We start from the raw sequence: 23,559 nt of genomic DNA on the forward strand, positions 1-23,559 counted from the left end.
CCCCCTTTTTCCGGACTTTCGGGCCCCCGGGCGTCCCCCGGGCGGCCGACCTTGCGCAACCGTGTGCGTAAACCGCCGGTACCCGGGAGGATGGCGAGTCGGGAGGGAGCCGGACATGGATGACAAGGAAGCACTCCGCGTGGGCGCCGCGGTGCGCCGCAGACGCAGGACCCTGGGGCTCACGCTGGCCGTGGTCGCCGGCCGCAGCGGCCTGTCCGTGCCGTTCCTCAGCCAGATCGAGAACGAGCGGGCCCGGCCCAGCGCCCGGTCCCTGGACCGGGTCGCCGAGGCGCTGGAGACCACCACGGCACGGCTGCGCGCCGCCGCCGACTCCGCACGCGCCGTCGACGTCGTACGCGCGGGCGGGGACGGGGCGCGCGCGGGCGGGGAGGACGGGGTGCGCCGGGTGGTGCGCGGGCGCCACCAGCTCAGTGCCCTGGAGTTCACCGGCGAGCTGGACCTCGGGCGCGAGTTCCAGCACCGCAACGACGAGGTGATGTACGTGGTGCGGGGCGCCGCCGAGGTGGAGGCCGAGGGGCAGGCGTACCGGCTGGAGGAGGGCGACACCCTCTTCCTGTCCGGCGGGGTGCGCCACCGCTGGCGGGCCACGACGCCCGGGACGCGCCTCCTGGTCGTCGCGGTCGCCGAGCACATCGACGCCACCTACGACTCACGCCGCTGACGGGGGCCGCCGTGCGCGTCGTCTCCCTGGTCCCCTCGCTCACCGAGGCCGTCGCCGCCACGGCCCCCGGCCTGCTCGTCGGCGTCACCGACTGGTGCACCCACCCGGCCGGCCTCGCCGCCGCCCGGATCGGCGGGACGAAGAACCCCGACGTCGCCGCGGTGCTCGCGCTCCGGCCCGATCTGGTCGTCGCCAACGAGGAGGAGAACCGTGCGGCCGACCTCGCCGCGCTCCGGTCCGCCGGTACGGAGGTGCTGGTCACCGAGGTCCGCACCCTCGACCGGGCCCTGACGGAGCTGGCACGCGTCCTGGCCGCCTGCGGCCTGCCCCGGCCGCGCTGGCTGGACGAGGCCGGCGAGGCCTGGGCGGCCCTGCCCGCGCCCGGCGCCCGGTGCCGCGCCGTGGTCCCGGTCTGGCGCCGCCCCTGGATGGTGCTGGGCCGCGACACCTTCGCCGGGGACCTGCTCGCCAGGCTCGGCGTCGAGAACGTCTACGCGGACCACGCCGAGCGCTACCCCCGCGTCCCGCTCGCCGAGCTCAACGCGGCGGGGGCCGACCTGGTGGTGCTGCCCGACGAGCCGTACCGCTTCACCGCGGACGACGGACCCGAGGCCTTCCCCGCACTGCCCGCCGCACTCGTCGACGGGCGGTACCTCACGTGGTACGGACCGTCACTGGTGCGGGCGCCTGCGGCGCTGCGAGCAGCACTCCGCTGAACAGCCCGCGCAGCGTCCGCGCCCCGGCCACCGCCCACGCCGCCACCAGCAGCACGTACAGCGCCACGGCCAGCCAGGTGAACGCCGTGAGCCCGGTGTGCCGGGCCAGACCGGCGGCGCCCGTGACACACGTACCGACCGGGAAGGTGAAGCCCCACCACGTCATGGCGAAGGTCATCCCGTTCCGCACGGCCCGCACCACCAGTGCGACGGCCAGCGCCAGCCACAGCAGCGCGAAGCCCATCACCGGCACCCCGTAGAGCACGCCGAACACCGCGAGCCCCTCGGCGTACGGCGCCCCGATCGCGCCCGGCGCCACGTCGGCGAGCTGGTTGACCGCGGTCGTCGACTGCCCCAGCGGGCCGAGGACCAGGAAGAGCGTCGGCGTCAGCGCGAGCGGCAGCGGCCCCTGGTGGACCAGCCGGGCGAAGATCAACGGCAGCATCACCAGCGTTGCCAGCAGGCTCAGCCCGAACATCGCGTAGCAGGCCAGCAGCATCGCCTCCCGCCACTGTCCGGCAGGCAGCTCCGGCACCAGCAGCGGCCCCAGGGCCGCGGAGACCATCGGGGCCACCAGCGGCAGCAGCCACACCGGCGACGCGGTGCCGGGCTCGATGCGATGGCGCACGACCATCAGATAGGGGACGGCGACGGCGGCGGCCAGCCCGGTCAGCGTGCCCGCCGTGTACAGCACCGCGTCCACGGCCAGGGCCGCGTCGTGCCCGATGACGTCCCGCCCGACGACCATCGTCGAGCCGCCGACCGCCAGCAGCGCCATCGACAGGCAGCCGTAGAACGGGGCGACGGCCGGGTCGAGCAGATGGCGGCGGGCCTGGTCGCGGTGGGCGGCCCAGTGCCCGGCACGGGCCACCAGCACCGCGACGAGCGCGACCACCGCGAGCATCCACACCACCGTGCAGGCGGTACGCAGCCCCGCGACGTGCACGGGCAGCGCGACCCCCGCGCTGGCGACGATCGAGGTGCCCATGACGGCGGCGTACCAGTTGGGGCCGAGATACCGCAGGGAGGGCAGCCGTTCGGCGGCCGGGGCCGGTGCGGGGGAGTGCGAGGTCTGCGGAAAGATGGCCATGCCACGATTTTCCCGGCGCGGTCCGCCGCCCCACCAGACGTCCCGCGTCTATGAGGTCATAAAGTGGACTGATGACTGGCGACGCACCATCTGCCCCGCTCTCCCACCGGGTCCCCGACCTCGGCGCGCTGGAGCTCCTGCTCGCCGTCGCCCGGCACGGCAGCCTGGGGCGCGCGGCCCGGGACGTCGGGGTCAGCCAGCCCGCCGCCAGCAGCCGCATCCGTTCCATGGAGCGCCAGCTCGGCGTGGCCCTGCTGGACCGCTCGCCGCGCGGCTCCCGGCTCACCGACGCCGGGGCCCTGGTCACCGACTGGGCCCGTCGGATCGTCGAGGCGGCCGAGGCCTTCGACGCGGGCGCCCAGGCGCTGCGCGACCGGCGCGACTCCCGGCTCAGGGTCGCCGCCTCCATGACCATCGCCGAGTACCTGCTGCCCGGCTGGCTGATAGCGCTGCGCGCCGAACGTCCGGACACGGCGGTCTCGCTGCTGGCGGGGAACTCCGCGGCGGTCGCGGCCCGGCTGCTGACCGGCGAGGCCGACCTCGGATTCGTCGAGGGCCTCACCGTGCCCGAAGGGCTGGACGGCACGGTCATCGCCCATGACCGCCTCGTCGTCGTGGTCGCCCCGTCCCACGCCTGGGCCCGCCGTCGCACCCCCCTCACCCCGCAGGAACTGGCCGCGACCCCGCTCGTCCTGCGCGAACACGGCTCCGGCACCCGCCAGGTCTTGGACGCGGCGCTCGCCGTGCACGGCGGTCTCGCCCAGCCGCTGCTCGAACTCTCCTCCACGACCGCCGTGAAGGGCGCGGCGGAGAGCGGCGCCGGACCCTGCGTCCTGAGCGAACTCGCGCTCGGCGAGGAGCTGTCCGCCCGGCGCCTGGTCAAGGTCCCCGTCGCCGGGGTACGCCTGCGCCGCCAGCTGCGGGCCGTCTGGCCCTCCGGCCACCGCCCGGCGGGACCGGCCCGCGACCTGCTGTCCCTGACCGGCCGGGACAGCCGCGCCGCGTACTGACCCGTGGACGCGGTACCGGCCACCGCGGCGCCGGCCCGGCAGGAGCGGCGGGGGTGCTCACCGCGCCGACCGGCCAACTCCTCTCCGGCGCCCCGAGCCGCCCCGTAATGGTGATCCTTCGAACCTTTACGGGTCGATGTGCTCCCCGGGCGGATCTACGCGAGGAAGCCGCGCAGCAGCGCCGCCGTGCCCGCGCAGTGCTCGCGCGTCACCGCCCGGGCCGCCTCCCCGTCCCCGGCCAGGACCGCCTCGACCAGGTCGGTGTGCTGGTGCTGCGAATGCTCCAGGTTGCGCACCAGCAGCGGAATGCAGTCGAGCAGATCGTTCAGGGCGGCCCGGACGGCGGCGTACTGCGTGGCCAGCGAAGCGGAGCCGGCGAGCTCGGCCAGGGTCAGGTGGAAGAGGGTGTCGCGCCTGCGGTAGTCCGGCAGTGGCGCCTCGTGCGTCGCCGCGAGGGCCGCCCGCAGCCGCTCCGCGTCCTCGCCGGTGAGACCGCGTGCCGCGCACAGCTCGGCGGCCCCGGACTCCAGCACCTCGCGGAAGCGCAGCACGTCCTCGATGTCGACCGCGGCCACCCTGCGGCGCAGCTCCTCCTCGCCGGGGCTGTCGGCGCGCGGCCGGACGAACGTCCCGCCGTACCGGCCCCGCCTGCTCTCCACCAGGCCCTGGTCCTGAAGCACCTTCAGTACGTCGCGCAGGGTGACCCGGCTGATCCCCAGCAGCTCGGAGAGGTCCCGCTCGGCCGGCAGCCTTCCGCCGCCCGGCACCAGTCCCAGCCTGATCACCTGGAGGATCTGCTCCAGCGCCTCCTCGAAGCCGTTCCCCGCCCGGACGGGCCGCAGCACGGGCGTCAGACGGTCGGTGAACTCGCTCTCCCCGGTCACACCCCGTTCCCCTCCCGGTCGCACGGCCGACCGTCAGATCAGTGGCCGACCATCAATGGTTGGCCCTCACACCATAAACTTCCGCCCGATCGGGCGTGGAGCCTGCCCGGACGGCCCGGGCGGCCGCCGACGGACGTTTCGGACAAGCCGTGAACGGCCTGATCGGGCCGGTCAGCGAACCCTAGAGTGGCCGCATGAGCAACGCGACACCGCCCGGCTGGTACCCGGACAGCGCGACACCGGGCAGCGAGCGCTGGTGGGACGGCGCGGCGTGGACCGCTCACCTGCGCCCGGCGGCTCCGGCGGCTCCGGCGGCTCCGGCGGCTCCGACAGGCCCTGCCCCTCAGGGCTTCGGCCCGCCCGTACCGGTCCCGTCCGCCACCGCCGTACGCGGCAACGGCACCCGCACCCTCGTGCTCGCCGTGGCCGGACTGCTCGTCGTCGGCGCCGCCGTCACCGGAGCCGTGCTGCTGGGCCGGGGCGGGGACGGCCCGGGCCCCGGAGCCGCGCCCAGCACCTCCGTACCCGCGACCGGCACCGCGACCACCGCCCCCTCGCCCACCGGCTCGTCGTCCGGGGCCGGCCCGAAGGTCCTCGTCGACCAGCTCAACGGCATCACCCTGCCGATACCCGACGGCTGGGAGAAGCCCGACCGGACCTTCGAGCAGGCCCTCACCATGCGGACCGCCGACTTCTACGACTGCCCCGGCAACCCTTCCGACACCTGCTACCGCGCCACGGTGACCAGTCGCACCGCGAACGCCACCGACATCACCTCCGCCGAGAAGCTCGCCAGGCAGGACATCGCCGCCGCGGCCGGCGAGGCCTACGGGGAGAACGCCGCCGGCGAGCGCACCCACGGGGGCATCGTCTCCCACCAGCAACTCGACTCCGCCCCCGTGGCCGTCGCCGGACGCGCCGGATACCAGGTGCGCTGGCGGGTGAGGACGACCAAGGGGCCCGGCGGCTACGTGCAGTCGCTGGTCTTCCCGTCCACCATCGGCACCGAATCGCTGATCATCGTGCGGTACGCCTTCGACGCGGGCCCGGACGGCCCCCCGCTCACGCTCATGGACACCATCACCAAGGCGATCCGGCCGATCGGGGACAGCGCGACGAGCGGCGGTGCGGGCAGCACGATCGCCCCCTGAACCGGCCCGCCGCCCGTCACCCGGACCGGGCGGGTCCGGCTCAGAGGAACGTGCGGCCCTCGCCCCGGTACGTCGGCACGGTCGCGGTCACCCGGTCGCCCTCGATCAGCTGCAGCTCGTCGAACCGCTCGCACATCTCACCGGCCTTCGCGTGCCGGAACCACACCTTGTCGCCGATCAGCAGATCGTCGGCCGCGGCGCCGAGCAGCGGCGTCTGCACCTCGCCCGGCCCCTCCTGCGGGTCGTAGCGCAGCCCCTCGGGCAGATACGGCACGGGCAGCCGGTCCGGACCCGCGGGACCGGACGCCGGGTAGCCGCCGCCGAGGACGGTCACCACCCCCACGCCGGGGCGGCGCACCACCGGATGCGCGAACAGCGCCGCCGGACGGGCCGTGAACGACGTGTAGTTGTCGAACAGCCTCGGTACGTAGAGCCCCGACCCGGCGGCGATCTCGGTCACCGCCCGCTCGGCCGCCGTGTGCTGCACACTGCCGGTGCCGCCGCCGTTCACGAACTCCAGGTCCGGTGCCACCGCCCGGACCGCGCGCACCACCTCGGCCCGCCGCGCGGCCAGCTCCCTGCGCCCCGCGGCCTGCATCAGCCGTACCGCCCGGGACCGCAGCGGACGGCCCGCGACCGCGTCGCCGACCCCGGCGATGTGCCCCTCGTACGCCATCAGCCCCACCAGCCGGAAGCCGGGGCGCCGCGCCACCGAGCGCGCCAGCTCCGCGAGCTGGGCGGGGGAGCGCAGCGGGGAGCGCAGGGCCCCGATCCGGACCCGGCCGCCGAGCAGCCGCAGCGAGGTGTCCAGCTCCAGGCAGACCCGGATCTCCTCGCGGCCGCCCGCCCGCGCCGCGTCGATCAGCTCCAGCTGCGCGTGGTCGTCGACCATCACCGTCACCGCGGCGGCCAGTTTCGGGTCGGCGGCCAGCTCCGCGAGGGCGGACCGGTCGGCCGTCGGATAGGCCAGCAGGACGTCCTCGAAACCGGCCCGCGCCAGCCACAGCGACTCGGCCAGCGTGAACGACATGATCCCGGCGAAACCGGGCCGGGCCAGCACCCGTTCCAGCAGCGCCCGGCAGCGCACCGACTTGCTCGCCACCCGGACCGGTTTCCCGCCCGCCCGGCGGACCAGGTCGTCGGCGTTGGTGTCGAACGCGTCCAGATCCACGACGGCGATCGGGGCGTCCAGATGGGCGGTGGCCCGGTTGTAGCGGGTCCGGTCAGCGGCACGGGCAGTCATGGCCGCAGCTTGCCAGACGTCCGTACCGCTGGGTAGAGGGATGTTCCGCGCAGATCGTCAGGGGTCGGACGACCGGCTCCCGCAGGGGCGGCCCCACCCCGTAGAGTGACGGAACGCGGCACCAACGGGCCTGTCCGCGACGTCGATCCGCGCACGGTACGGAAATGGGACCAGGGGGACGGATGAGTACCGAGGCGCAGCGCGCTCCCGTCCCGCCCCGCCCCACGACCCCGCCCACGGGCCAGGCACCCGCCGCGCAGCCCTCGCCCGAGGCCCCCGCGGACCCGCCCGCCCCGGCGCGTCCTGACGACCCGCCGGCCGCCGCGCCCGTCCCGTCGCCGGAGACCACGGCCCGGCTCCGCCCCGTCGCGCCGGCCCCCGCCCCGCCCGCATCCGTCCCTCCGGTACGCGCCGTCCCGCCCGCCGCCGGAGCCCGGCCCGTTCCCGGGCAGCCGCCCGTCCCCGGAGCCCGGCCCGTTCCCGAGGTCCCGCCCGTCCCCGAAGCCCCGCCCGTTCCCGGGCAGCCGCCCGCGGCGACCCGGCGCAGGCCCGTCGGCGCGGTGGACCTGACCCCGCCCCCGGGAGCCGAACCCCGGCCCGGCCCGTACGTGTACCCGCGGCCGTTCGTCCCCCCGCACCCCGAGACGCCCGCCGAGACCACCACCCGGCTGCGCCCGATCCGTACCCGCCACCCCGCGCGGACGGCGGCGGCCGCGGTCTGCGTGGTGCTCGGTCTCGGGCTGATCGGCGGCGCGGTCACCGGCGCCTGGCTCACCAGCGACTCCTCGGCCGACGACGCCCGCGGCGCCTACGCCGTGGGCCGCTCCGCCTGGCACAGCGTCCCCGTGGACACGCTCTTCCCGCGCACCCTGCGCGGCGACGGGGCGGGCCCCGGCGGGGCCGACCGGATCTGGACGCGCCTGGCCGTCGCCCCCGACGGCGGCTGCCGGCCGGCCCTCGACCCGCTGCTGGCCCGGACGCTGGGCCCGGTCGGCTGCGAGCGGCTGGTCCGGGCCACCTACGTCGACGCCACCACCAGCAGCGTCACCACCGTCGGGGTGGTCTTCACCGAGGGCGACGCGGCCGCGATGAAGGCTCTCGGCGCCCGCTTCGCCGACCAGCGCCTGGACCGGCGTACCGACCTGATGCCCCGCGCGTATCCGGTCAAGGGCACGGCCGCCGCCGGATTCGGCGACCGGCAGCGGGCCAGCTGGACGGTCCACGTGCTGACCGAGGTGCCTGTCGTCGTCTTCGCGGTGTCCGGCTTCGCCGACGGACGCACCGTCACCGACCCGCAGCCCGCCGCGGCGGCCATGGCCGCGGGCGCCCGGACCGCCGCCGCCGAGGCCGGTCTGGGCAACGAGGCCAAGGGCATCGCCGACCGGATCGAGCGTGGCCTGCGCCGTACTGTCACCGATCTCATGGAGAAGCCGGAATGAGCCGCAGCCGCCACCACCGCGTCCTGGGTGCGGTCTGCGCCGCCACCGCGCTCGCCGTGCTGCCCGTGCAACCGGCCGGTGCCGACGCCATCCGGGACCAGCAGTGGGGCCTGGACGCGCTCCACACCGACCAGGCCTGGCGGACCACCAAGGGCCGCGGCGTCACCGTCGCCGTCGTCGACACCGGCGTCGACGGCAGCCTGCCCGACCTGAGCGGCCAGGTGCTGCCCGGCAAGGACATGATCGGCTTCGGTGCCGGACGCGGCGACCGTTCCTGGGCCCGGCACGGCACGGCGATGGCGGGCATCATCGCGGGCCGCGGCCACGGACCGGCGCGCGGGGACGGGGTGCTCGGCATCGCCCCCGAGGCGAAGATCCTCCCCGTCCGGGTGATCCTCGAAGCCTCCGACCCGGCCCGCGCCAAGGCCCGCAAGTCGCGCGGCACGGCCCTCGCCGACGGCATCCGCTGGGCCGCCGACAACGGCGCCGACGTCATCAACCTCTCGCTCGGCGACGACAGCAGGTCGGCCCATCCCGAGCCGGGCGAGGACGCCGCCATCCAGTACGCGCTGCGCAGGGGGGCCGTCGTGGTGGCCTCCGCGGGCAACGGGGGAGAGAAGGGCGACCACATCTCGTACCCCGCCGCCTACCCCGGCGTGATCGCGGTCGCCGCCGTCGACCGGTACGGCACCCACGCCGCGTTCTCCACCCGCCGCTGGTACGCCGCGGTCAGCGCTCCCGGGGTCGACATCGTCGTCGCCTCGCCGGACCGCCAGTACTACGTGGAGTGGGGCACCTCGGCCGCCGCCGCGTTCGTCTCGGGCGCGGTCGCGCTGGTCCGCGCGGCCCACCCCGGACTGTCGCCCGCCCAGATCAGGAAGCTCCTCACCGACACGGCCCGCAGCGCCCCCGCGTCCGGCCGCGACGACGCCCGGGGCCACGGCATCGTCGACCCCGCCGCCGCCATCGAGGCCGGTGCCGCGCTCCGCCCCGCCGGGGTACGCGCCGAATCCGCCGAGGACAGGTACCGCAAGCGCTACTTCGGCCCGGGCCCGGACGCCGGACACCCCGGGGGCGGACCGGCCGGCTGGCTCGCCGTCGGCGCGGGCGGCCTCGGCGCGGTCCTGCTGGCCGCCGCCGTGGTGCTGTGGCGCGGCAGGGGGCGCGGCCCGGCCGCCGCCCGGGCCTGAGGCCCCCGACCTGTCGTCGGGGCGGAAAAGCCCAGGTACTACGCTCGCCCTGTGGCGCAGAAGAACATTCCGGACCCCGGATACTCCGACGACGACGGCTCGGCCGACCCGGCACTCACCGCGGCCCTGGCGGCCTGGGCGAAGGACCGCACGGCCGTGGGCCCGGTACTCGAAGCCCTCAAGGGCACCCGCCTGCTGGTCCCGGTCGTAGCCGTGCTGGGGGAGGTGGAGGAGGACGAGAACGGGCTGCGTCGCGAGAAGACCAGCGACATGGCCGTCCCCACGCTCCAGGCGGGTGATCGCCGCGCCCTGCCCGCCTTCACCTCCACCGATTCACTGGCCCTGTGGGACCCGGGAGCCCGCCCCGTCGCCGTACCCCTGCACCAGGCGCTGCAGGCGGCCGCGCACGAGAAGGCGGACACGGTCGTCCTCGACATGGCCGGACCGGTCGCCTTTGAGCTGACCGGCTCCGCCCTGCTGGCCCTGGCCGAGGGCCGCACCAGCGCCGACCCGCTGGACGACCCCGCCGTCACCTCGGCGGTGCGCGACGCGGTCGCCGCCGAACCCGCCGTGCTCCGGGCCCACCTCGGCCCCGGCCGGACCGACGGCACCCTGGCCCTGGTCCTGGCCCCCGGGGCGGAGCCCGCCGAGGCGGCCCGCCGGGTCGCCGAGCGGCTCGCGGCCGACGAGACCCTCCGTGCCCGTCTGGTGCGCGGACTGGACCTGGCCCTGCTTCCGGCGGATGCCGCCGCACCGGGCGAGCCCCTGTTCACCCGCTGACCGCGCGAGCCGGCCGTACACGCGGACCCCGCTGAACGAACGAGGTCCCCGCCCGCAGCGGGCAGGGACCTCGTTCGTTGCGTGAACAGGGGCGGCGGGGCTCAGCCGAAGACGGGGCCGGTGTACTTCTCGCCGGGGCCCTGACCGGGCTCGTCCGGCACCAGCGAGGCCTCGCGGAAGGCCAGCTGGAGCGACTTCAGGCCGTCCCGCAGCGGAGCCGCGTGGAAGGAGCTGATCTCGGTGGCGCTGGCGTCCAGCAGCCCGGCCAGCGCGTGCACCAGCTTGCGGGCCTCGTCGAGGTCCTTGTGCTGGTCGCCGTCCTCGGTCAGCCCGAGCTTCACGGCGGCGGCGCTCATCAGATTGACCGCGACCGTCACGATCACCTCGACCGCGGGGACCTCCGCGATGTCGCGGGCCATCTCGTCGAAGCCGGGGGAATCACTGCTGCTGGGGGTCGCGTCACTCATGCGCCATACGATAGGCCCCCGCCGTGGCCGCCCCGTCCGCGGGAGCGGCGTACGGCAGCCGGTTAGCGCCCGCTCCGGGGAGCTGCTAACCTTGTGTAACGACCGGCTGGGCAGCTATGTGCCCGGCCCACAAGTGGAGGCTCCGATCTCCCACCCGGCCACCTTCCGAGGCGGCGGGTCATCCGGTCAGGCGGTGACCATCGTTCCGTACGGACGATGGGATCGCCCGATGTGCCCCGCGGTTGACCGCGGTGGTTCCGGTTGTTCCAGGAGCCCCGCCTGTGTCCCGTCCGGGGCATTTTTCTTGCGCCTGTGCGGTTGGTTTTAGGAAACAGACGTTACGTGGCTGTCCGCCAGGCGGCCGCGTGGTGCTACCGAGGAGGATCCATCAGCGCCGAGCCCCGCATCAACGACCGGATTCGCGTTCCCGAGGTGCGACTTGTCGGTCCCAGCGGCGAGCAGGTCGGGATTGTCCCGCTTGCCAAGGCCCTGGAACTCGCACAGGAGTACGACCTCGACCTGGTCGAGGTGGCGGCGACCGCCCGTCCGCCCGTGTGCAAGCTCATGGACTACGGGAAGTTCAAGTACGAGTCGGCCATGAAGGCCCGTGAGGCGCGCAAGAACCAGGCGCACACGGTCATCAAGGAGATGAAGCTCCGGCCGAAGATCGACCCGCACGACTATGACACCAAGAAGGGTCACGTCGTCCGGTTCCTCAAGCAGGGCGACAAGGTCAAGATCACGATCATGTTCCGTGGTCGTGAGCAGTCCCGCCCCGAGCTGGGCTTCCGTCTGCTCCAGCGTCTGGCTTCGGACGTGGAGGAACTCGGCTTCATCGAGTCCAACCCGAAGCAGGACGGCCGGAACATGATCATGGTTCTGGGCCCGCACAAGAAGAAGACCGAAGCCATGGCCGAGGCCCGTGAGGCCCAGGCCGCCCGCAAGGCGGAGCGTCAGGGTTCCACCCCCGACGCCGCCGAGGCTCCGGCCGAGACACCTTCCGAGGCGTGACCTCAGGGGTCGCCATCCAGGCGGCCCCGGGTCCCTCCGGAAGTTCCATCAAGATCTGACGCCCCTGCTGTCCGGTGCCCGCACCGCGAGGGGCGCCACTGACGAGGAGAGAACGGCGCGATGCCGAAGAACAAGACGCACAGCGGTGCCAGCAAGCGCTTCAAGATCACCGGCTCCGGCAAGGTGCTCCGTGAGCGCGCCGGCAAGCGCCACCTTCTTGAGCACAAGTCGTCCAAGAAGACCCGCTCGCTGACCGGCACGGTCGTAGCGGCTCCGGCCGACGCCAAGAAGATCAAGAAGCTTCTCGGCAAGTGAGTCCGCGGCCCGCGGTGAATCCGCGGGCGGCGCATTCGACCCAGACCGGGACCGATTCGTTTCCGGGCCGTGTGAGTCCAACCACGGCCCCGCTACAAGGAGTTAAAAAGTGGCACGCGTCAAGCGGGCAGTAAACGCTCACAAGAAGCGCCGGGCGATCCTCGAGCAGGCCAGCGGTTACCGGGGCCAGCGTTCCCGCCTGTACCGCAAGGCGAAGGAGCAGGTCACCCACTCCCTCGTCTACAACTACAACGACCGCAAGAAGCGCAAGGGCGACTTCCGTCAGCTGTGGATCCAGCGCATCAACGCCGCTGCCCGCCAGAACGGCATGACGTACAACCGCCTCATCCAGGGTCTGAAGGCCGCCAACATCGAGGTGGACCGCAAGATCCTGGCCGAGCTCGCGGTCAACGACAGCAACGCGTTCGCCGCTCTCGTCGAGGTTGCCCAGAAGGCCCTCCCGAGCGACGTCAACGCCCCGAAGGCCGCCTGATCCAGGTCGCACTCCAGCCTTCCGAGCCGGACCCGCAGGCGCTCGCCGTCTGCGGGTCCGGTGCGTTGCACGACCCGTACCGCACGTCCGCCACCTCCGTACGCAGAGAGGCCCGCCGCCGACCATGGGCACCCCCGAACTGATCTCCCCGCGATCGCCGCGCGTCACCGCCGCCCGGCGGCTGGCCAAGCGCAACTTCCGCGGCAAGGAGCGCCGGTTCATCGCCGAGGGGCCGCAGGCCGTGCGCGAGGCCGCCGAGCACCGCGGCAGCGACGGCGCACCCACGCTGACCGAGCTGTTCGCCACCGTCGAGGCGGCCGAGCGGTACGCCGACATCGTCGCCGCCGCCCACGCGGCCGGTGCCCGGGTGCACCTCGCCGACAGCGATGTGCTCGCCGACGTCTCGCAGACCGTCACCCCGCAGGGCCTGATCGGGGTCTGCCGCTTCCTGGACTCCCCGTTCGAGGCGATCCTGGCCGCGAAGCCGAAGCTGGTCGCCGTGCTCGCCCACGTACGCGACCCCGGCAACGCCGGTACGGTGCTGCGCTGCGCCGACGCGGCGGGCGCCGACGCCGTGGTGCTCACCGACGCCTCGGTGGACCTCTACAACCCCAAGTCCGTCCGGGCCTCGGTCGGCTCGCTCTTCCATCTGCCGGTCGCCGTCGGTGTCCCCGTCGAGCAGGCGGTACGGGGGCTGCGGGAGGCGGGCGTGCGCATCCTCGCCGCCGACGGGGCGGGCGCGGACGACCTCGACGACGAGCTCGACGCCGGGACCATGGGCGGCCCGACCGCGTGGATCTTCGGCAACGAGGCATGGGGCCTGCCCGAGGAGACCCGGGCGCTCGCGGACGCCGTCGTACGCGTGCCCATCCACGGCAAGGCGGAGAGCCTCAACCTCGCCACGGCGGCGGCCGTCTGCCTGTACGCCTCCGCACGTGCCCAGCGCCGGAGCTGATCGCGGCCCGGCGCCACCGCAGGGTGTCGCTCCGTCACCGACGACTAGTAGGGTGGCGGACTCGGGGGCCCACTGCACCGGTTCGAGAGGTGGGGTACGGGATATGGCTGTCGGCATGAGCGAGCCGCGCGGGACACACGTGGCCGTCGTGCACGCCTGTGAACCCCCCGCCGCGGCCGTTGCGCCGGACGGGGCCGTGAACCTCGAAGCCGTCGGCACGGGTGTCGACCCCGACGACCTGCCCGACGGCCTGGTCGTCGCCGACGGGACCGGCCGGGTCGTCTGCTTCAACTCCGCCGCGGCCCGGATCACCGCGGTGCCCCGGGCCGCCGCCCTCGGCCACCAGCTGGAGCACGTGCTGCCCCTGGAGGACCTCAAGGGCCGCCGCTGGTGGACGCTGACCGACCCGTACGGCGGTCTCGCCACCCGGGGCGGCCAGCCCGAGCGCAATCTGCTGCTGCCCGGCGGCCGGGAGGTCCTGGTCTCCGCCCGTTACGTGCGCGAGTACCCGACCGGGCCGGTGCGCCGGGTGGTGGTCTCGCTGCGCGGCACCGAGGCCCGTCGGCGCAACGAGCGCAGCCACGCCGAGCTGATCGCGACCGTCGCCCACGAGCTGCGCTCCCCGCTGACCTCCGTCAAGGGCTTCACCGCGACCCTCCTCGCCAAATGGGAGCGCTTCACTGACGACCAGAAGCGCCTGATGCTGGAGACGGTCGACGCCGACGCGGGCCGCGTCACCCGGCTCATCGCCGAGCTGCTCGACATCTCCCGGATCGACTCGGGCCGCCTGGAGCTGCGCCGTCAGCCCGTGGACCTCTCCGCCGCCGTCGAGCGTCACATCCAGGCCCTCACCGCGGGCGGACTGACCCCCGACCGCTTCCTCGTCCGCACCTGTCAGCCGCTGCCCGTGATCTGGGCCGACCCGGACAAGGTCGACCAGGTGCTCGGCAACCTCCTGGAAAACGCGGTGCGGCACGGCGAGGGAACCGTCACCATTGACGTCGCACCCGCATCCGCACCCGCGAAGAGCGACGAGAAGGGAACGGCCGTCACCGTGAGCGACGAAGGCCCCGGCATCCCCGAGGAGTCGATGGGCCGTGTCTTCACCCGTTTCTGGCGGGGGAGCAAGCGCGGCGGCACGGGCCTGGGCCTCTATATCGTCAAGGGCATCGTCGAGGCGCACGGCGGCACGATCACGGTCGGCCGCGGCCCCGGCGGCGGTGCGGAGTTCCGATTTATCCTGCCCGTGAGCGCGCCGGCCTACCTGGTCTGAGCCGCCCACGGGCCTTCCACACATCCTGTGGCCCTTAGACTCGACCTTTGGCACCTTTGCGTCCTCCAGTCGTCGATCGGGGCCATGGGGGTCCGGGACGTTCCCCGGTAAGCGCAGTATCAGCCAATCGGAAGCACGGGAAGAGATGTCGGCACCGAACAAGTCGTACGACCCAGTCGAGGTCGAGGCACTGAAACCGGAAGAGATCGAGCGCATGCGGGACGAGGCGATCGCTGCCTTCGCCGCCGCCGGTGACCTCGACGCGCTCGCCCAGGCGAAGACCGCGCACACGGCGGGCACGTCGCCGCTGTCGCTCGCCAACCGCGAGATCGGCGCGCTGCCGCCGCAGGCCAAGGCCGAGGCCGGCAAGCGCGTGGGCCAGGCCCGCGCCGCCGTCGGCCGCTCCCTCGCCGCCCGCCAGGCGGAGCTGGAGGCCGAGCGGGACGCCCGCGTGCTGGTCGAGGAGGCGGTGGACGTCACGCTGCCGTACGACCGCACCCCGGCCGGGGCCCGGCACCCGCTGACGACGTTCATGGAACGCGTCGCCGACGTCTTCGTGGCCATGGGCTACGAGGTCGCCGAGGGCCCCGAGGTCGAGGCGGAGTGGTTCAACTTCGACGCCCTGAACTTCGTGCCCGACCACCCGGCCCGGCAGATGCAGGACACCTTCTTCGTCGAGGGCGCCGACGGCGCGAAGACCGACGAGTCCGGCGTCGTGCTGCGCACCCACACCTCGCCGGTCCAGGCCCGTACCCTGCTCGACCGCGAGCCCCCGGTCTACGTGGTCTGCCCCGGCCGCGTCTACCGCACCGACGAGCTCGACGCGACGCACACCCCGGTCTTCCACCAGATCGAGCTGCTCGCCGTCGACGAGGGCCTCACCATGGCCGACCTCAAGGGCACCCTCGACCACATGGTCCGGGCGCTCTTCGGCCCGGACATGAAGACCCGGCTCCGGCCGAACTTCTTCCCGTTCACCGAGCCGTCCGCCGAGATGGACATGGTCTGCTATGTCTGCCGCGGCGCGTCCGTCGGCAACCCGGACCGCCCCTGCCGCACCTGCGGCAGCGAGGGCTGGATCGAGCTCGGCGGCTGCGGCATGGTCAACCCGAAGGTGCTCACCGCCTGCGGCGTCGACCCCAAGAAGTACAGCGGATTCGCCTTCGGGTTCGGCATCGAACGGATGCTGATGTTCCGCCACAACGTAGAAGACATGCGAGACATGGTCGAGGGTGACGTCCGGTTCACCCGGCCGTTCGGGATGGAGATCTGATGCGCGTCCCGCTTTCCTGGCTGCGGGAGTACGTCGACCTGCCGGAGACCGAGACCGGCCGTGACGTACAGGCCAAGCTCGTCGGCGTGGGCCTGGAGGTCGAGACCGTCGAGCAGCTCGGCGGCGGCCTCAAGGGCCCGCTGGTCGTCGGACAGGTACTGACCATCGAGGAGCTGGAGGGCTTCAAGAAGCCGATCCGCTTCTGCACGGTCGACGTCGGCGACGCCAACGGAACCGGCGAACCGCAGGAGATCGTCTGCGGTGCCCGCAACTTCGCCGTCGGCGACAAGGTCGTCGTGGTCCTCCCGGGTGCCGTGCTGCCCGGCGACTTCGCGATCGCCGCGCGCAAGACGTACGGCAAGACCTCGCACGGCATGATCTGCTCGACCGACGAGCTCGGCATGGGCGACGACGGCACGCACGGCATCATCGTGCTGCCGCCGGAGCACGAGGCGGGCACCGACGCGATCGAGCTGCTCCAGCTCGTCGACGAGGTCCTCGACATCGCCGTCACGCCCGACCGCGGCTACTGCCTCTCCATGCGCGGCGTCGCCCGCGAGACCGCCATCGCGTACGGGCTGCCGCTGCGCGACCCGGCGCTGCTGGACGTGCCCGCGCCGAACGCCTACGGCTACCCGGTCAAGATCGACGACCCGATGGGCTGCGACCGCTTCACCGCGCGCACCGTCGTCGGCCTCCAGCCCGAGGCCCGCTCCCCGATCTGGCTGCAGCGCCGGCTGCAGAAGGCCGGGATGCGCCCGATCTCGCTCGCCGTCGACGTCACCAACTACGTGATGCTCGAGCTCGGCCAGCCGCTGCACGCCTACGACCGCACCCGCGTCGACGGGCCGATCGGGGTGCGCCGCGCCCAGCAGGGCGAGAAGCTCACCACCCTCGACGGCACGGTCCGCGTGCTGGACGCCGAGGACCTGGTCATCACCGACAACCGTGGGCCGATCGGCCTCGCGGGCGTCATGGGCGGTGCCAACACCGAGATCGCGGACGTCCAGGAGGGCGAGCACCGCACCACCGAGGTCGTCATCGAGGCCGCGCACTTCGACGCGATCTCGATCGCCCGGACCGCGCGCCGCCACAAGCTGTCCTCCGAGGCGTCCAAGCGCTTCGAGCGCGGCTCCGACCCGCAGGCCGCCGCGGCCGCCGCACAGCGCACCGTCGACCTGCTGGTGCTGCTCGCCGGCGGCACCGCCGAGGCCGGGGTCACCGAGATCTGCGCGCCGTCCGCGCCGCGCACCATCGCGATGCCCGCCGACCACCCCGACCGGGTGGCCGGTGTCGCCTACGGCCGCGAGACCGTCGTACGCCGCCTCCAGGAGGTCGGCTGCGACGTCTACGGGCAGGACGAGCTGATCGTCACGGTGCCGTCCTGGCGCCCCGACCTCGGCGAGCCGAACGACCTCGCCGAGGAGGTCATCCGGCTGGAGGGCTACGAGAACCTCCCGTCCACCCTCCCCACCCCGCCGTCCGGCCGCGGGCTCACCGACCGCCAGCGGCTGCACCGCCGGATCGGCCGGGCGCTCGCCGGGGCCGGCTACGTGGAGGCGCTGAACTACCCGTTCATCGGCGACGCCGTCCTCGACCAGCTCGGGCTCGACAGCGAGGACGACCGCCGCCGCACCGTCCGGCTCGTCAACCCGCTCTCCGACGAGGAGCCGGCGCTGCGCACCACGCTGCTGCCGGGCCTGCTCGGCGCACTGCGGCGCAACGACGGCCGCGGCAGCCACGACCTCGCGCTCTTCGAGACCGGCCTGGTCTTCCGGCCGACCGGCGGCGAGACCAGGGCCGTCCGGCTGCCCGTCGACCACCGCCCCGCCGACGAGCAGATCGCCGCGCTCGACGCCGCGCTGCCGCGCCAGCCGCGCCGCGCCGCGGTCGTCCTCGCGGGCGCCCGCGAGCAGGCCGGCTGGTGGGGCGAGGGCCGTCCGGCGGGCTGGGCGGACGCCGTCGAGGCCGCCCGCACCATCGCCCGCGAGGCCGGTGTCGAGGTGACGGTCCGCAGCGACCGCCACGCCCCGTGGCACCCGGGCCGCTGCGCCGCGCTGTACGTCATGGCCGACGGCGAGGAGACCCTCTTCGGCCACGCCGGTGAGCTGCACCCGCGGGTCGTCAAGGACCTCCACCTCCCCGAGCGCAGCTGCGCCATGGAGGTCGAGCTGGACGTACTGGAGCGGGCCGTCGACGGCGCGCTCCAGGCACCCCGGATCTCCACCTTCCCGGTGGCGACCCAGGACGTCGCGCTGATCGTCGCGGAGAACGTCCCGGCCGCCGACGTGGAGCGGGCACTGCGCGAGGGCGCGGGCGAACTCCTCGAAGCGGTACGGCTGTTCGACGTCTTCACCGGTGAGCAGATTGGTGAGGGCCGCAAGTCCCTGGCGTACGCGCTGCGCTTCCGCGCGGCGGACCGCACGCTGACCGTCGACGAGGCGACGGCCGCGCGTGACGCGGCGGTGGCGCTCGCCGCCGAGCGGACGGGCGCGGTGCTGCGCGGCGCGTAGCACCGACGCCGTACCAGGCAAGGAGGGGCGCACCCGGCCATCGGGTGCGCCCCTCCCGCGTGCTCGCCGGGCGGTGAGGACCGCGTCCGGGCCGGGGCCCGGCCACCCTCCGATCCATGGGCAGTGGGTCGTGCGGTCCGGCACCGTCCGTACTGCCGCGGAGTGTCGGGCAGGTCGGCAGGACGGACGGTGCGGGAGCGGGTCGTCTGCTGTACGAGGGGGGAGCAGACGACCCGGCCGCTTCCTGCGAGGCGACTGATTCAACCGATCTTCGAGCCGGTGCGACAGGGTGCGAGAGGGGACGGTTCGGGCATTGCGTTCACACCCCGTGTGAATCGTGCTCCACTGGTGCGACACGCCTCGGCGTGCCGAACCACCGGAGGGGCACACATGGGGGCAACGGAGCCCAACGTTCTGCTGGCTGCCCTGATCGAGGAGGCGGGGGTCTCCCGGGCCGGGCTGGCCGCGCACATCAACCGGGCCGGGCGCGCCCGTGGTCTGCGGCTGCGGTACGAACACACCGCGGTGGCCCGCTGGCTGAAGGGGCAGCGTCCACGCGGCCAGGTGCCCGACCTGATCTGTGAGGTGCTCGGCACCCGGCTGAGCAGGTCCGTCGTGCTCGACGACATCGGCATGGGGAACCCGGGCTCCGGCACGGCCGTGCCCGCCTCCTCGCTGGGCGGCTTCGTCGAGCGGGCCACCGCGTTGTGGCGGTCCGACGACGCGCAGCGCCCGCTGGGCCCCGTCCCGGCCACCGTCACCGGCACCGCGGCGGTGATGCCGGTCTGGGAGTGGGAGAACCCGCCGGAGGACCTCGACGTGTCCCGCGGCGGACCGGGCCGGGTATCCACGGCAGACATAGTGACCTTGCGCGCGGCCCGCGCCCACTACGAACTGATGTACCGCCGGGCGGGCGGTATCGCCACCCGCTCCCGCGTCGTCGGCTTCCTCAACGCCGAGACCGCCCCGCTGCTGCGCGGCGGCTACAGCGACGCGACGGGCCGGCGGCTGCACCGGGCGGCGGGCGGCCTGGTCGCGGTCGCCGGGATCTGCGCCTACGACTCCGACGCGCACGGCCTGGCCCAGCGCTACTTCCACCAGGCGCTTCGGCTGGCCAAGGCGAGCGGGGACCGGGGGTTCGGCGGCTACGTCATCGCCCTGCTGGTCAACCAGTCGCTGCTGCTCGCCGACTACCGGCAGTCGGTGGCCTTCGCCCAGGCGGCGCTGCGGGCCGCGAAGGGGCACATCAGCCCCGCGCTCGCCGCCGACCTGTACGCGATGCAGGCCAAGGCGTACGCTCGGCTGGGCGACGCGGGCGGCGCCCGGGAGTGCATCCGGCGCGCCGAGGCGGAGGCCGCGCGGATCACCCCCGGCCTGGAGCCGGACGAGACCGGGTACGTCCAGCCGGGGCTGGTCGATGTGCAGGTGGCTGAGGCGCTGCTGGGCATCGGCGATCTGCCGGGCGCCAGGGAACACGCGGCCAACGCGGTGCGCACCCCGGCGCACGACCGGGGCAGGGTGCACCGGCTGGCCATACTCACCCATGTCGAGCTGCGCCAGGGGGAGGCGGACCGGGCGGCGGTCACGGCCGTGGAGATGGCGGAGCGGGCCCGGGGCATGGAGTCGCGGCGGCTGCGCGACCGGCTGTGCGCCGTGCGCGAGGAGCTGATCGCGAGCGGCTGCGCGGAAGCGGGCCGGGCCGCCGAACTCATCGACGGAGCGCTCCGCGTGCCGCTGTGAGCCGTCCCCGGTGAGGACCGGTGCGTTCCGTTCCGGTGCCGCTCCTGCTGCGATATTGCCACCTACGTGTCGGAAGGCGGCAGAAACGTGCAGTGGGCGAATCTGAACGAACAGACCGTGTACGAGAACCGTTGGTTCCGGGTGAACCTCGCGGATGTGCTCATCCCCGGCGGCCGTCACCTCGACCACTACCTCATCCGGCTCCGCCCCGTCGCGGCGGCCACCGTCGTCAACGAGGCCGACGAGGTGCTGCTGCTGTGGCGGCACCGGTTCATCACGGACAGCTGGGGCTGGGAGCTGGCCGCCGGGGTCGTCGAGGAGGGCGAGGACCCCGCGTCCGCCGCCGCCCGGGAGATGGAGGAGGAGACCGGCTGGCGCCCCGGCCCGCTGCGCCCGCTGCTCACCGTGGAGCCGTCCAACGGGCTGAGCGACGCCCGGCACCACTTCTACTGGGCGAAGGAGGCGGCCTGGACCGGTGAGCCGCGCGACGCCTTCGAGTCCTCGCGCCGTGCGTGGATACCGCTCAAGCGGGTGCCCGAGCTGATCGCCCGGGGCGAGGTGCCGGCCGCGGGCATGGCCGCCGGGCTGATGATGCTCCATCACCTGACGCTGGGATGAGCGGACCCGGAGCGCGCCGTGGAACGCGTACGGGGCCGGTCCGGGGATCGCCCGGACCGGCCCCGCACAGGGCATGACGCCGACGGGATGTCAGGCGTACGGGTAGAAGCCCGAGCCGGTCTTGCGGCCGAGCCTGCCCGCGTCCACCATGCGCTGGAGCAGCGGCGGGGCGGCGTACAGCGGCTCCTTGAACTCCGCGTACATCGAGTCGGCGACCGAGGCCACCGTGTCGAGCCCGATCAGGTCGGAGAGCTTGAGCGGGCCCATGGGGTGGGCGCAGCCGAGCTCCATGCCGTTGTCGATGTCCTCGCGGCTGGCGATGCCCGACTCGAACATCCGGATCGCGGAGAGCAGGTACGGGATCAGCAGCGCGTTGACCACGAAACCGGAGCGGTCCTGGGCGCGGATCGGGTGCTTGCCCAGTACGTCCTGGACCAGGGCCTCGGCGCGCCGCACCGTCTCGTCGGACGTGGTCAGCGCGGGGATCAGCTCGACGAGCTTCTGCACCGGGGCCGGGTTGAAGAAGTGGATGCCGATGACCTGGTCGGGGCGGGAGGTCGCCACGGCCAGCTTCACCAGCGGGATGGAGGAGGTGTTCGAGGCGAGGATCGCGTCCTGCCGGGTCACCACCTGGTCGAGCACCTGGAAGATCTCGGTCTTGACCTGCTCGTTCTCCACCACGGCCTCGATGACGAGATCGCGGTCGGCGAACTCGCCCAGGTCGGTGGTGAAGGTCAGCCGGGCCAGCGTCTCGTCGCGCTCCTCGACCGTGATCTTGCCGCGCTCGGCGGCCTTCGACAGGGAGTTGTGCAGCCGGGTACGGCCGATCTCCAGTGCCTCGCCGGTGGTCTCGGCCACCAGGACGTCGAGACCGCTGCGGGCGCACACCTCGGCGATGCCCGCGCCCATCTGGCCACAACCCACTACTCCGACCCGTGCAATGTCGGCCATAGAGTCCGTCACCTCGTGCCTTTCGCTGTTCCGGGGGTTGCGGGTTCCCGTCCGATTCCGGTGCCCGCCCCGACCCCACGACGTTACTCCGCGCCTTGCGGGTCATCGCGGGCCGGGGCGGGCATGCTCTGCGTTACGCCTGATTGCTGGGGCGACGGATGTTGACGACGAGCACAGAGAGACGGCAGGTGCAGCGAAATGCGGCAAATGGCCCGAAGAGGCTTTGTGACGGGTGCGGCAGGCGTGGTCGCGGGGGTGATGGGGACGGTCGTCGCGGCGGGTGACGCGGCCGCCGTCCCCGTCGGGCGGAACGATGTCCCGGGGGCGGGCGCGTCGGAGCGCGCAGGGCGCCGCCGGGTCGCGCGGCGCGAACTGCGCGGCATGTGGGTGGCCACCGTCGCCAATCTGGACTGGCCCTCGAAGACCGGGCTGTCGGCGGCGGCGCAGCGGGCCGAGCTGATCGCGTACCTCGACAAGGCGGTGGAGCTGCGGCTGAACACGGTCGTCCTCCAGGTCCGGCCGACCGCCGACGCGCTGTGGCCCTCGCCGTACGAGCCGTGGGCCCAGTACCTCACCGGCGTACAGGGCAAGGACCCCGGCTGGGACCCGCTGGGCACCGCGGTGACCGAGGCGCACCGCCGCGGTCTGGAGCTGCACGCCTGGTTCAACCCGTACCGGGTCGCCAACCACACCGACCCCTCCCGGCTGGCCGCCACCCACCCGGCCAGGCTCCACCCCGACTGGGTCCTGCCGTACGGCGGCAAGCTCTACTACAACCCCGGAATCCCCGAGGTCCGCAGCTTCGTCCAGGACGCGATGCTCGACGCGGTCCGCCGCTACGACATCGACGCCGTGCACTGGGACGACTACTTCTACCCGTATCCGGTCGCGGGCCAGGTCTTCGACGACGACGCCACCTACGCCAAGTACGGCGCGGGCTTCCCGGACAAGGCGGCCTGGCGGCGCGACAACACCGACAAGCTGGTGCGCGAGACCGCCGAGCGGATCAAGGGCATCCGCAAGAGCGTCCAGTTCGGCATCAGCCCGTTCGGGGTGTGGCGCAACGCCGCGACCGACCCGCTCGGCTCCGACACCAGGGCGGGGGTGCAGACGTACGACGATCTGCACGCCGACACCCGCGGCTGGGTGCGCAAGGGCTGGATCGACTACATCTGTCCGCAGATCTACTGGAACATCGGCTTCGCCGCCGCCGACTACGCCAAGCTGCTGGCCTGGTGGAGCGAGGCAGTACGGGGCACCGGCGTCGACCTGTTCGTAGGGGAGGCGCTCTACAAGGCCGGTGACCCCGCCCAGCCCGCCGCCTGGCAGGACCCGGCCGAACTCTCCCGCCACCTCGACCTCGCCGCCGACCACGACCAGGTCCGCGGCCACGTCTACTTCTCGGGCAAGGACGTAGTCACCGACCGCATCGGGGCGATGGCCCGGGTGGTGGGCGACCACTACCGCAGCCGGGCGCGGCCGCCGCTGGACCCGCTCTTGCCGTCCACCACCACCGTCTTCAGGTCGAGCCCGAGGCCCAGGGTGAGCGGGGCCAGGCCCAGGGTGATCGCGGTGGCGTAGCAGCCGGGCAGCGAGATGAGCGCGGCGTCCTTCAACTGGTCGCCGATCAGCTCCGGCACGCCGTAGACGAAGCGGTCCGCCAGGTCGGTGCGCCGCTTGACCTTCGGGTACCAGCGGTCGTGCAGCTCCGGTGTACGGATCCGGAACGCGCCGCTGAGGTCGACGATCGCCGGGATGCGGTCGG

At 73.6% G+C, this 23,559-nt stretch carries 22 protein-coding genes and 1 pseudogene; 17 read left to right on the forward strand and 6 right to left on the reverse strand.

The features are described 5' to 3' along the window. Positions 1-115 precede the first annotated feature (115 nt). A complete protein-coding gene (locus ACFCV8_RS25655; RefSeq protein WP_376687794.1) occupies positions 116-682 on the forward strand; it encodes a helix-turn-helix domain-containing protein in 567 nt (188 codons plus the stop codon). 11 nt (positions 683-693) lie between these two features. After that, the gene (locus ACFCV8_RS25660) at positions 694-1,398 is read left to right on the forward strand and encodes a helical backbone metal receptor (RefSeq protein WP_376687795.1); all 705 of its coding nucleotides are present in this window, start codon (positions 694-696) and stop codon (positions 1,396-1,398) included. Here ACFCV8_RS25660 and ACFCV8_RS25665 read toward each other — a convergent pair. Beyond that, the gene (locus ACFCV8_RS25665; protein WP_376687796.1) at positions 1,337-2,488 is read right to left on the reverse strand and encodes a TDT family transporter; all 1,152 of its coding nucleotides are present in this window, start codon (positions 2,486-2,488) and stop codon (positions 1,337-1,339) included. The genes ACFCV8_RS25660 and ACFCV8_RS25665 overlap by 62 nt on opposite strands. 71 nt (positions 2,489-2,559) lie before the next feature. On the opposite strand from ACFCV8_RS25665, the gene ACFCV8_RS25670 reads away from it, so the two are divergent. Continuing rightward, complete coding sequence (locus ACFCV8_RS25670; RefSeq protein WP_376687797.1) at positions 2,560-3,498, forward strand: LysR family transcriptional regulator; 939 nt, start codon at positions 2,560-2,562, stop codon at positions 3,496-3,498. Between the two features lie 155 nt (positions 3,499-3,653). On the opposite strand, the gene ACFCV8_RS25675 is transcribed toward ACFCV8_RS25670, so the two are convergent. Next, positions 3,654-4,382 carry a FadR/GntR family transcriptional regulator gene (locus tag ACFCV8_RS25675; protein WP_376687798.1) on the reverse strand — a complete coding sequence of 243 codons (729 nt, stop codon included), beginning with the start codon at positions 4,380-4,382 and terminating at the stop codon, positions 3,654-3,656. A 194-nt stretch (positions 4,383-4,576) separates the two neighbouring features. On the opposite strand from ACFCV8_RS25675, the gene ACFCV8_RS25680 reads away from it, so the two are divergent. After that, entirely contained in the window at positions 4,577-5,533 is a 957-nt protein-coding gene (locus ACFCV8_RS25680; protein ID WP_376687799.1) for a DUF2510 domain-containing protein, read from the forward strand. 40 nt (positions 5,534-5,573) lie between these two features. Here the strand turns inward: ACFCV8_RS25680 and ACFCV8_RS25685 are convergent, their stop codons facing one another. Continuing rightward, the gene (locus ACFCV8_RS25685; RefSeq protein WP_376687800.1) at positions 5,574-6,776 is read right to left on the reverse strand and encodes an amino acid deaminase/aldolase; all 1,203 of its coding nucleotides are present in this window, start codon (positions 6,774-6,776) and stop codon (positions 5,574-5,576) included. Positions 6,777-6,958: 182 nt separating this feature from the next. Here ACFCV8_RS25685 and ACFCV8_RS25690 point away from each other — a divergent pair, with 182 nt between their 5' ends. Genes ACFCV8_RS25690 through ACFCV8_RS25700 form a run of 3 tightly spaced genes read left to right on the forward strand, consistent with a single transcriptional unit; the run spans position 6,959 to position 10,185 of the window. Beyond that, positions 6,959-8,215, forward strand: a complete 1,257-nt coding sequence (locus ACFCV8_RS25690; RefSeq protein ID WP_376687801.1) for a hypothetical protein — start codon at positions 6,959-6,961, stop codon at positions 8,213-8,215. Further along, the gene (gene mycP, locus ACFCV8_RS25695; RefSeq protein WP_376687802.1) at positions 8,212-9,405 is read left to right on the forward strand and encodes a type VII secretion-associated serine protease mycosin; all 1,194 of its coding nucleotides are present in this window, start codon (positions 8,212-8,214) and stop codon (positions 9,403-9,405) included. Before ACFCV8_RS25690 ends, mycP begins: the two co-directional genes overlap by 4 nt. A 51-nt stretch (positions 9,406-9,456) precedes the next feature. Continuing rightward, positions 9,457-10,185 carry an SseB family protein gene (locus ACFCV8_RS25700; RefSeq protein WP_376687803.1) on the forward strand — a complete coding sequence of 243 codons (729 nt, stop codon included), beginning with the start codon at positions 9,457-9,459 and terminating at the stop codon, positions 10,183-10,185. A 101-nt stretch (positions 10,186-10,286) separates the two neighbouring features. Here ACFCV8_RS25700 and ACFCV8_RS25705 read toward each other — a convergent pair whose 3' ends face one another. After that, positions 10,287-10,652, reverse strand: a complete 366-nt coding sequence (locus ACFCV8_RS25705) for a DUF1844 domain-containing protein (protein WP_376687804.1) — start codon at positions 10,650-10,652, stop codon at positions 10,287-10,289. Between the two features lie 342 nt (positions 10,653-10,994). Here ACFCV8_RS25705 and infC point away from each other — a divergent pair, with 342 nt between their 5' ends. The 9 genes from infC (at position 10,995) to ACFCV8_RS25750 (ending at position 20,843) form a co-directional block, all read left to right on the forward strand. Beyond that, positions 10,995-11,663, forward strand: coding sequence for a translation initiation factor IF-3 (infC, locus tag ACFCV8_RS25710; protein WP_376687805.1), 669 nt, complete (start codon positions 10,995-10,997; stop codon positions 11,661-11,663). A gap of 120 nt (positions 11,664-11,783) precedes the next feature. Further along, positions 11,784-11,978, forward strand: coding sequence for a 50S ribosomal protein L35 (rpmI, locus tag ACFCV8_RS25715; RefSeq protein WP_030191890.1), 195 nt, complete (start codon positions 11,784-11,786; stop codon positions 11,976-11,978). A 109-nt stretch (positions 11,979-12,087) separates the two neighbouring features. Then, on the forward strand, positions 12,088-12,471 hold the full coding sequence (gene rplT, locus ACFCV8_RS25720) for a 50S ribosomal protein L20 (protein ID WP_072484442.1): 384 nt from the start codon (positions 12,088-12,090) through the stop codon (positions 12,469-12,471). A 124-nt stretch (positions 12,472-12,595) separates the two neighbouring features. Then, a complete protein-coding gene (locus tag ACFCV8_RS25725; RefSeq protein WP_376687806.1) occupies positions 12,596-13,426 on the forward strand; it encodes a TrmH family RNA methyltransferase in 831 nt (276 codons plus the stop codon). A 103-nt stretch (positions 13,427-13,529) separates the two neighbouring features. Next, on the forward strand, positions 13,530-14,699 hold the full coding sequence (locus tag ACFCV8_RS25730; protein WP_376687807.1) for an ATP-binding protein: 1,170 nt from the start codon (positions 13,530-13,532) through the stop codon (positions 14,697-14,699). 145 nt (positions 14,700-14,844) lie between these two features. Next, a complete protein-coding gene (gene pheS, locus ACFCV8_RS25735; RefSeq protein WP_376687808.1) occupies positions 14,845-15,972 on the forward strand; it encodes a phenylalanine--tRNA ligase subunit alpha in 1,128 nt (375 codons plus the stop codon). Continuing rightward, positions 15,972-18,485, forward strand: a complete 2,514-nt coding sequence (pheT, locus tag ACFCV8_RS25740) for a phenylalanine--tRNA ligase subunit beta (protein ID WP_376687809.1) — start codon at positions 15,972-15,974, stop codon at positions 18,483-18,485. The genes pheS and pheT overlap by 1 nt, the downstream gene beginning before the upstream one ends. 390 nt (positions 18,486-18,875) lie before the next feature. Continuing rightward, a complete protein-coding gene (locus ACFCV8_RS25745; protein ID WP_376687810.1) occupies positions 18,876-20,225 on the forward strand; it encodes a transcriptional regulator in 1,350 nt (449 codons plus the stop codon). Between the two features lie 87 nt (positions 20,226-20,312). Then, on the forward strand, positions 20,313-20,843 hold the full coding sequence (locus ACFCV8_RS25750; protein ID WP_376687811.1) for an NUDIX hydrolase: 531 nt from the start codon (positions 20,313-20,315) through the stop codon (positions 20,841-20,843). A gap of 90 nt (positions 20,844-20,933) precedes the next feature. Here ACFCV8_RS25750 and ACFCV8_RS25755 read toward each other — a convergent pair whose 3' ends face one another. Then, the gene (locus ACFCV8_RS25755; protein ID WP_376687812.1) at positions 20,934-21,794 is read right to left on the reverse strand and encodes a 3-hydroxybutyryl-CoA dehydrogenase; all 861 of its coding nucleotides are present in this window, start codon (positions 21,792-21,794) and stop codon (positions 20,934-20,936) included. 225 nt (positions 21,795-22,019) lie between these two features. On the opposite strand from ACFCV8_RS25755, the gene ACFCV8_RS25760 reads away from it, so the two are divergent. Next, positions 22,020-23,375 (forward strand): glycoside hydrolase family 10 protein, encoded by a 1,356-nt coding sequence (locus ACFCV8_RS25760; protein ID WP_376687813.1) that lies wholly within the window; start codon positions 22,020-22,022, stop codon positions 23,373-23,375. On the opposite strand, the pseudogene ACFCV8_RS25765 reads toward ACFCV8_RS25760, so the two are convergent. After that, positions 23,321-23,434, reverse strand: a pseudogene (locus ACFCV8_RS25765) (N-acetyl-gamma-glutamyl-phosphate reductase); the annotation flags it as partial. The gene ACFCV8_RS25760 and the pseudogene ACFCV8_RS25765 overlap by 55 nt on opposite strands. Positions 23,435-23,559 lie beyond the last annotated feature (125 nt).

The sequence above is a fragment of the Streptomyces sp. NPDC056347 genome (genome assembly GCF_042262625.1).
Lineage (GTDB): Bacteria > Actinomycetota > Actinomycetes > Streptomycetales > Streptomycetaceae > Streptomyces.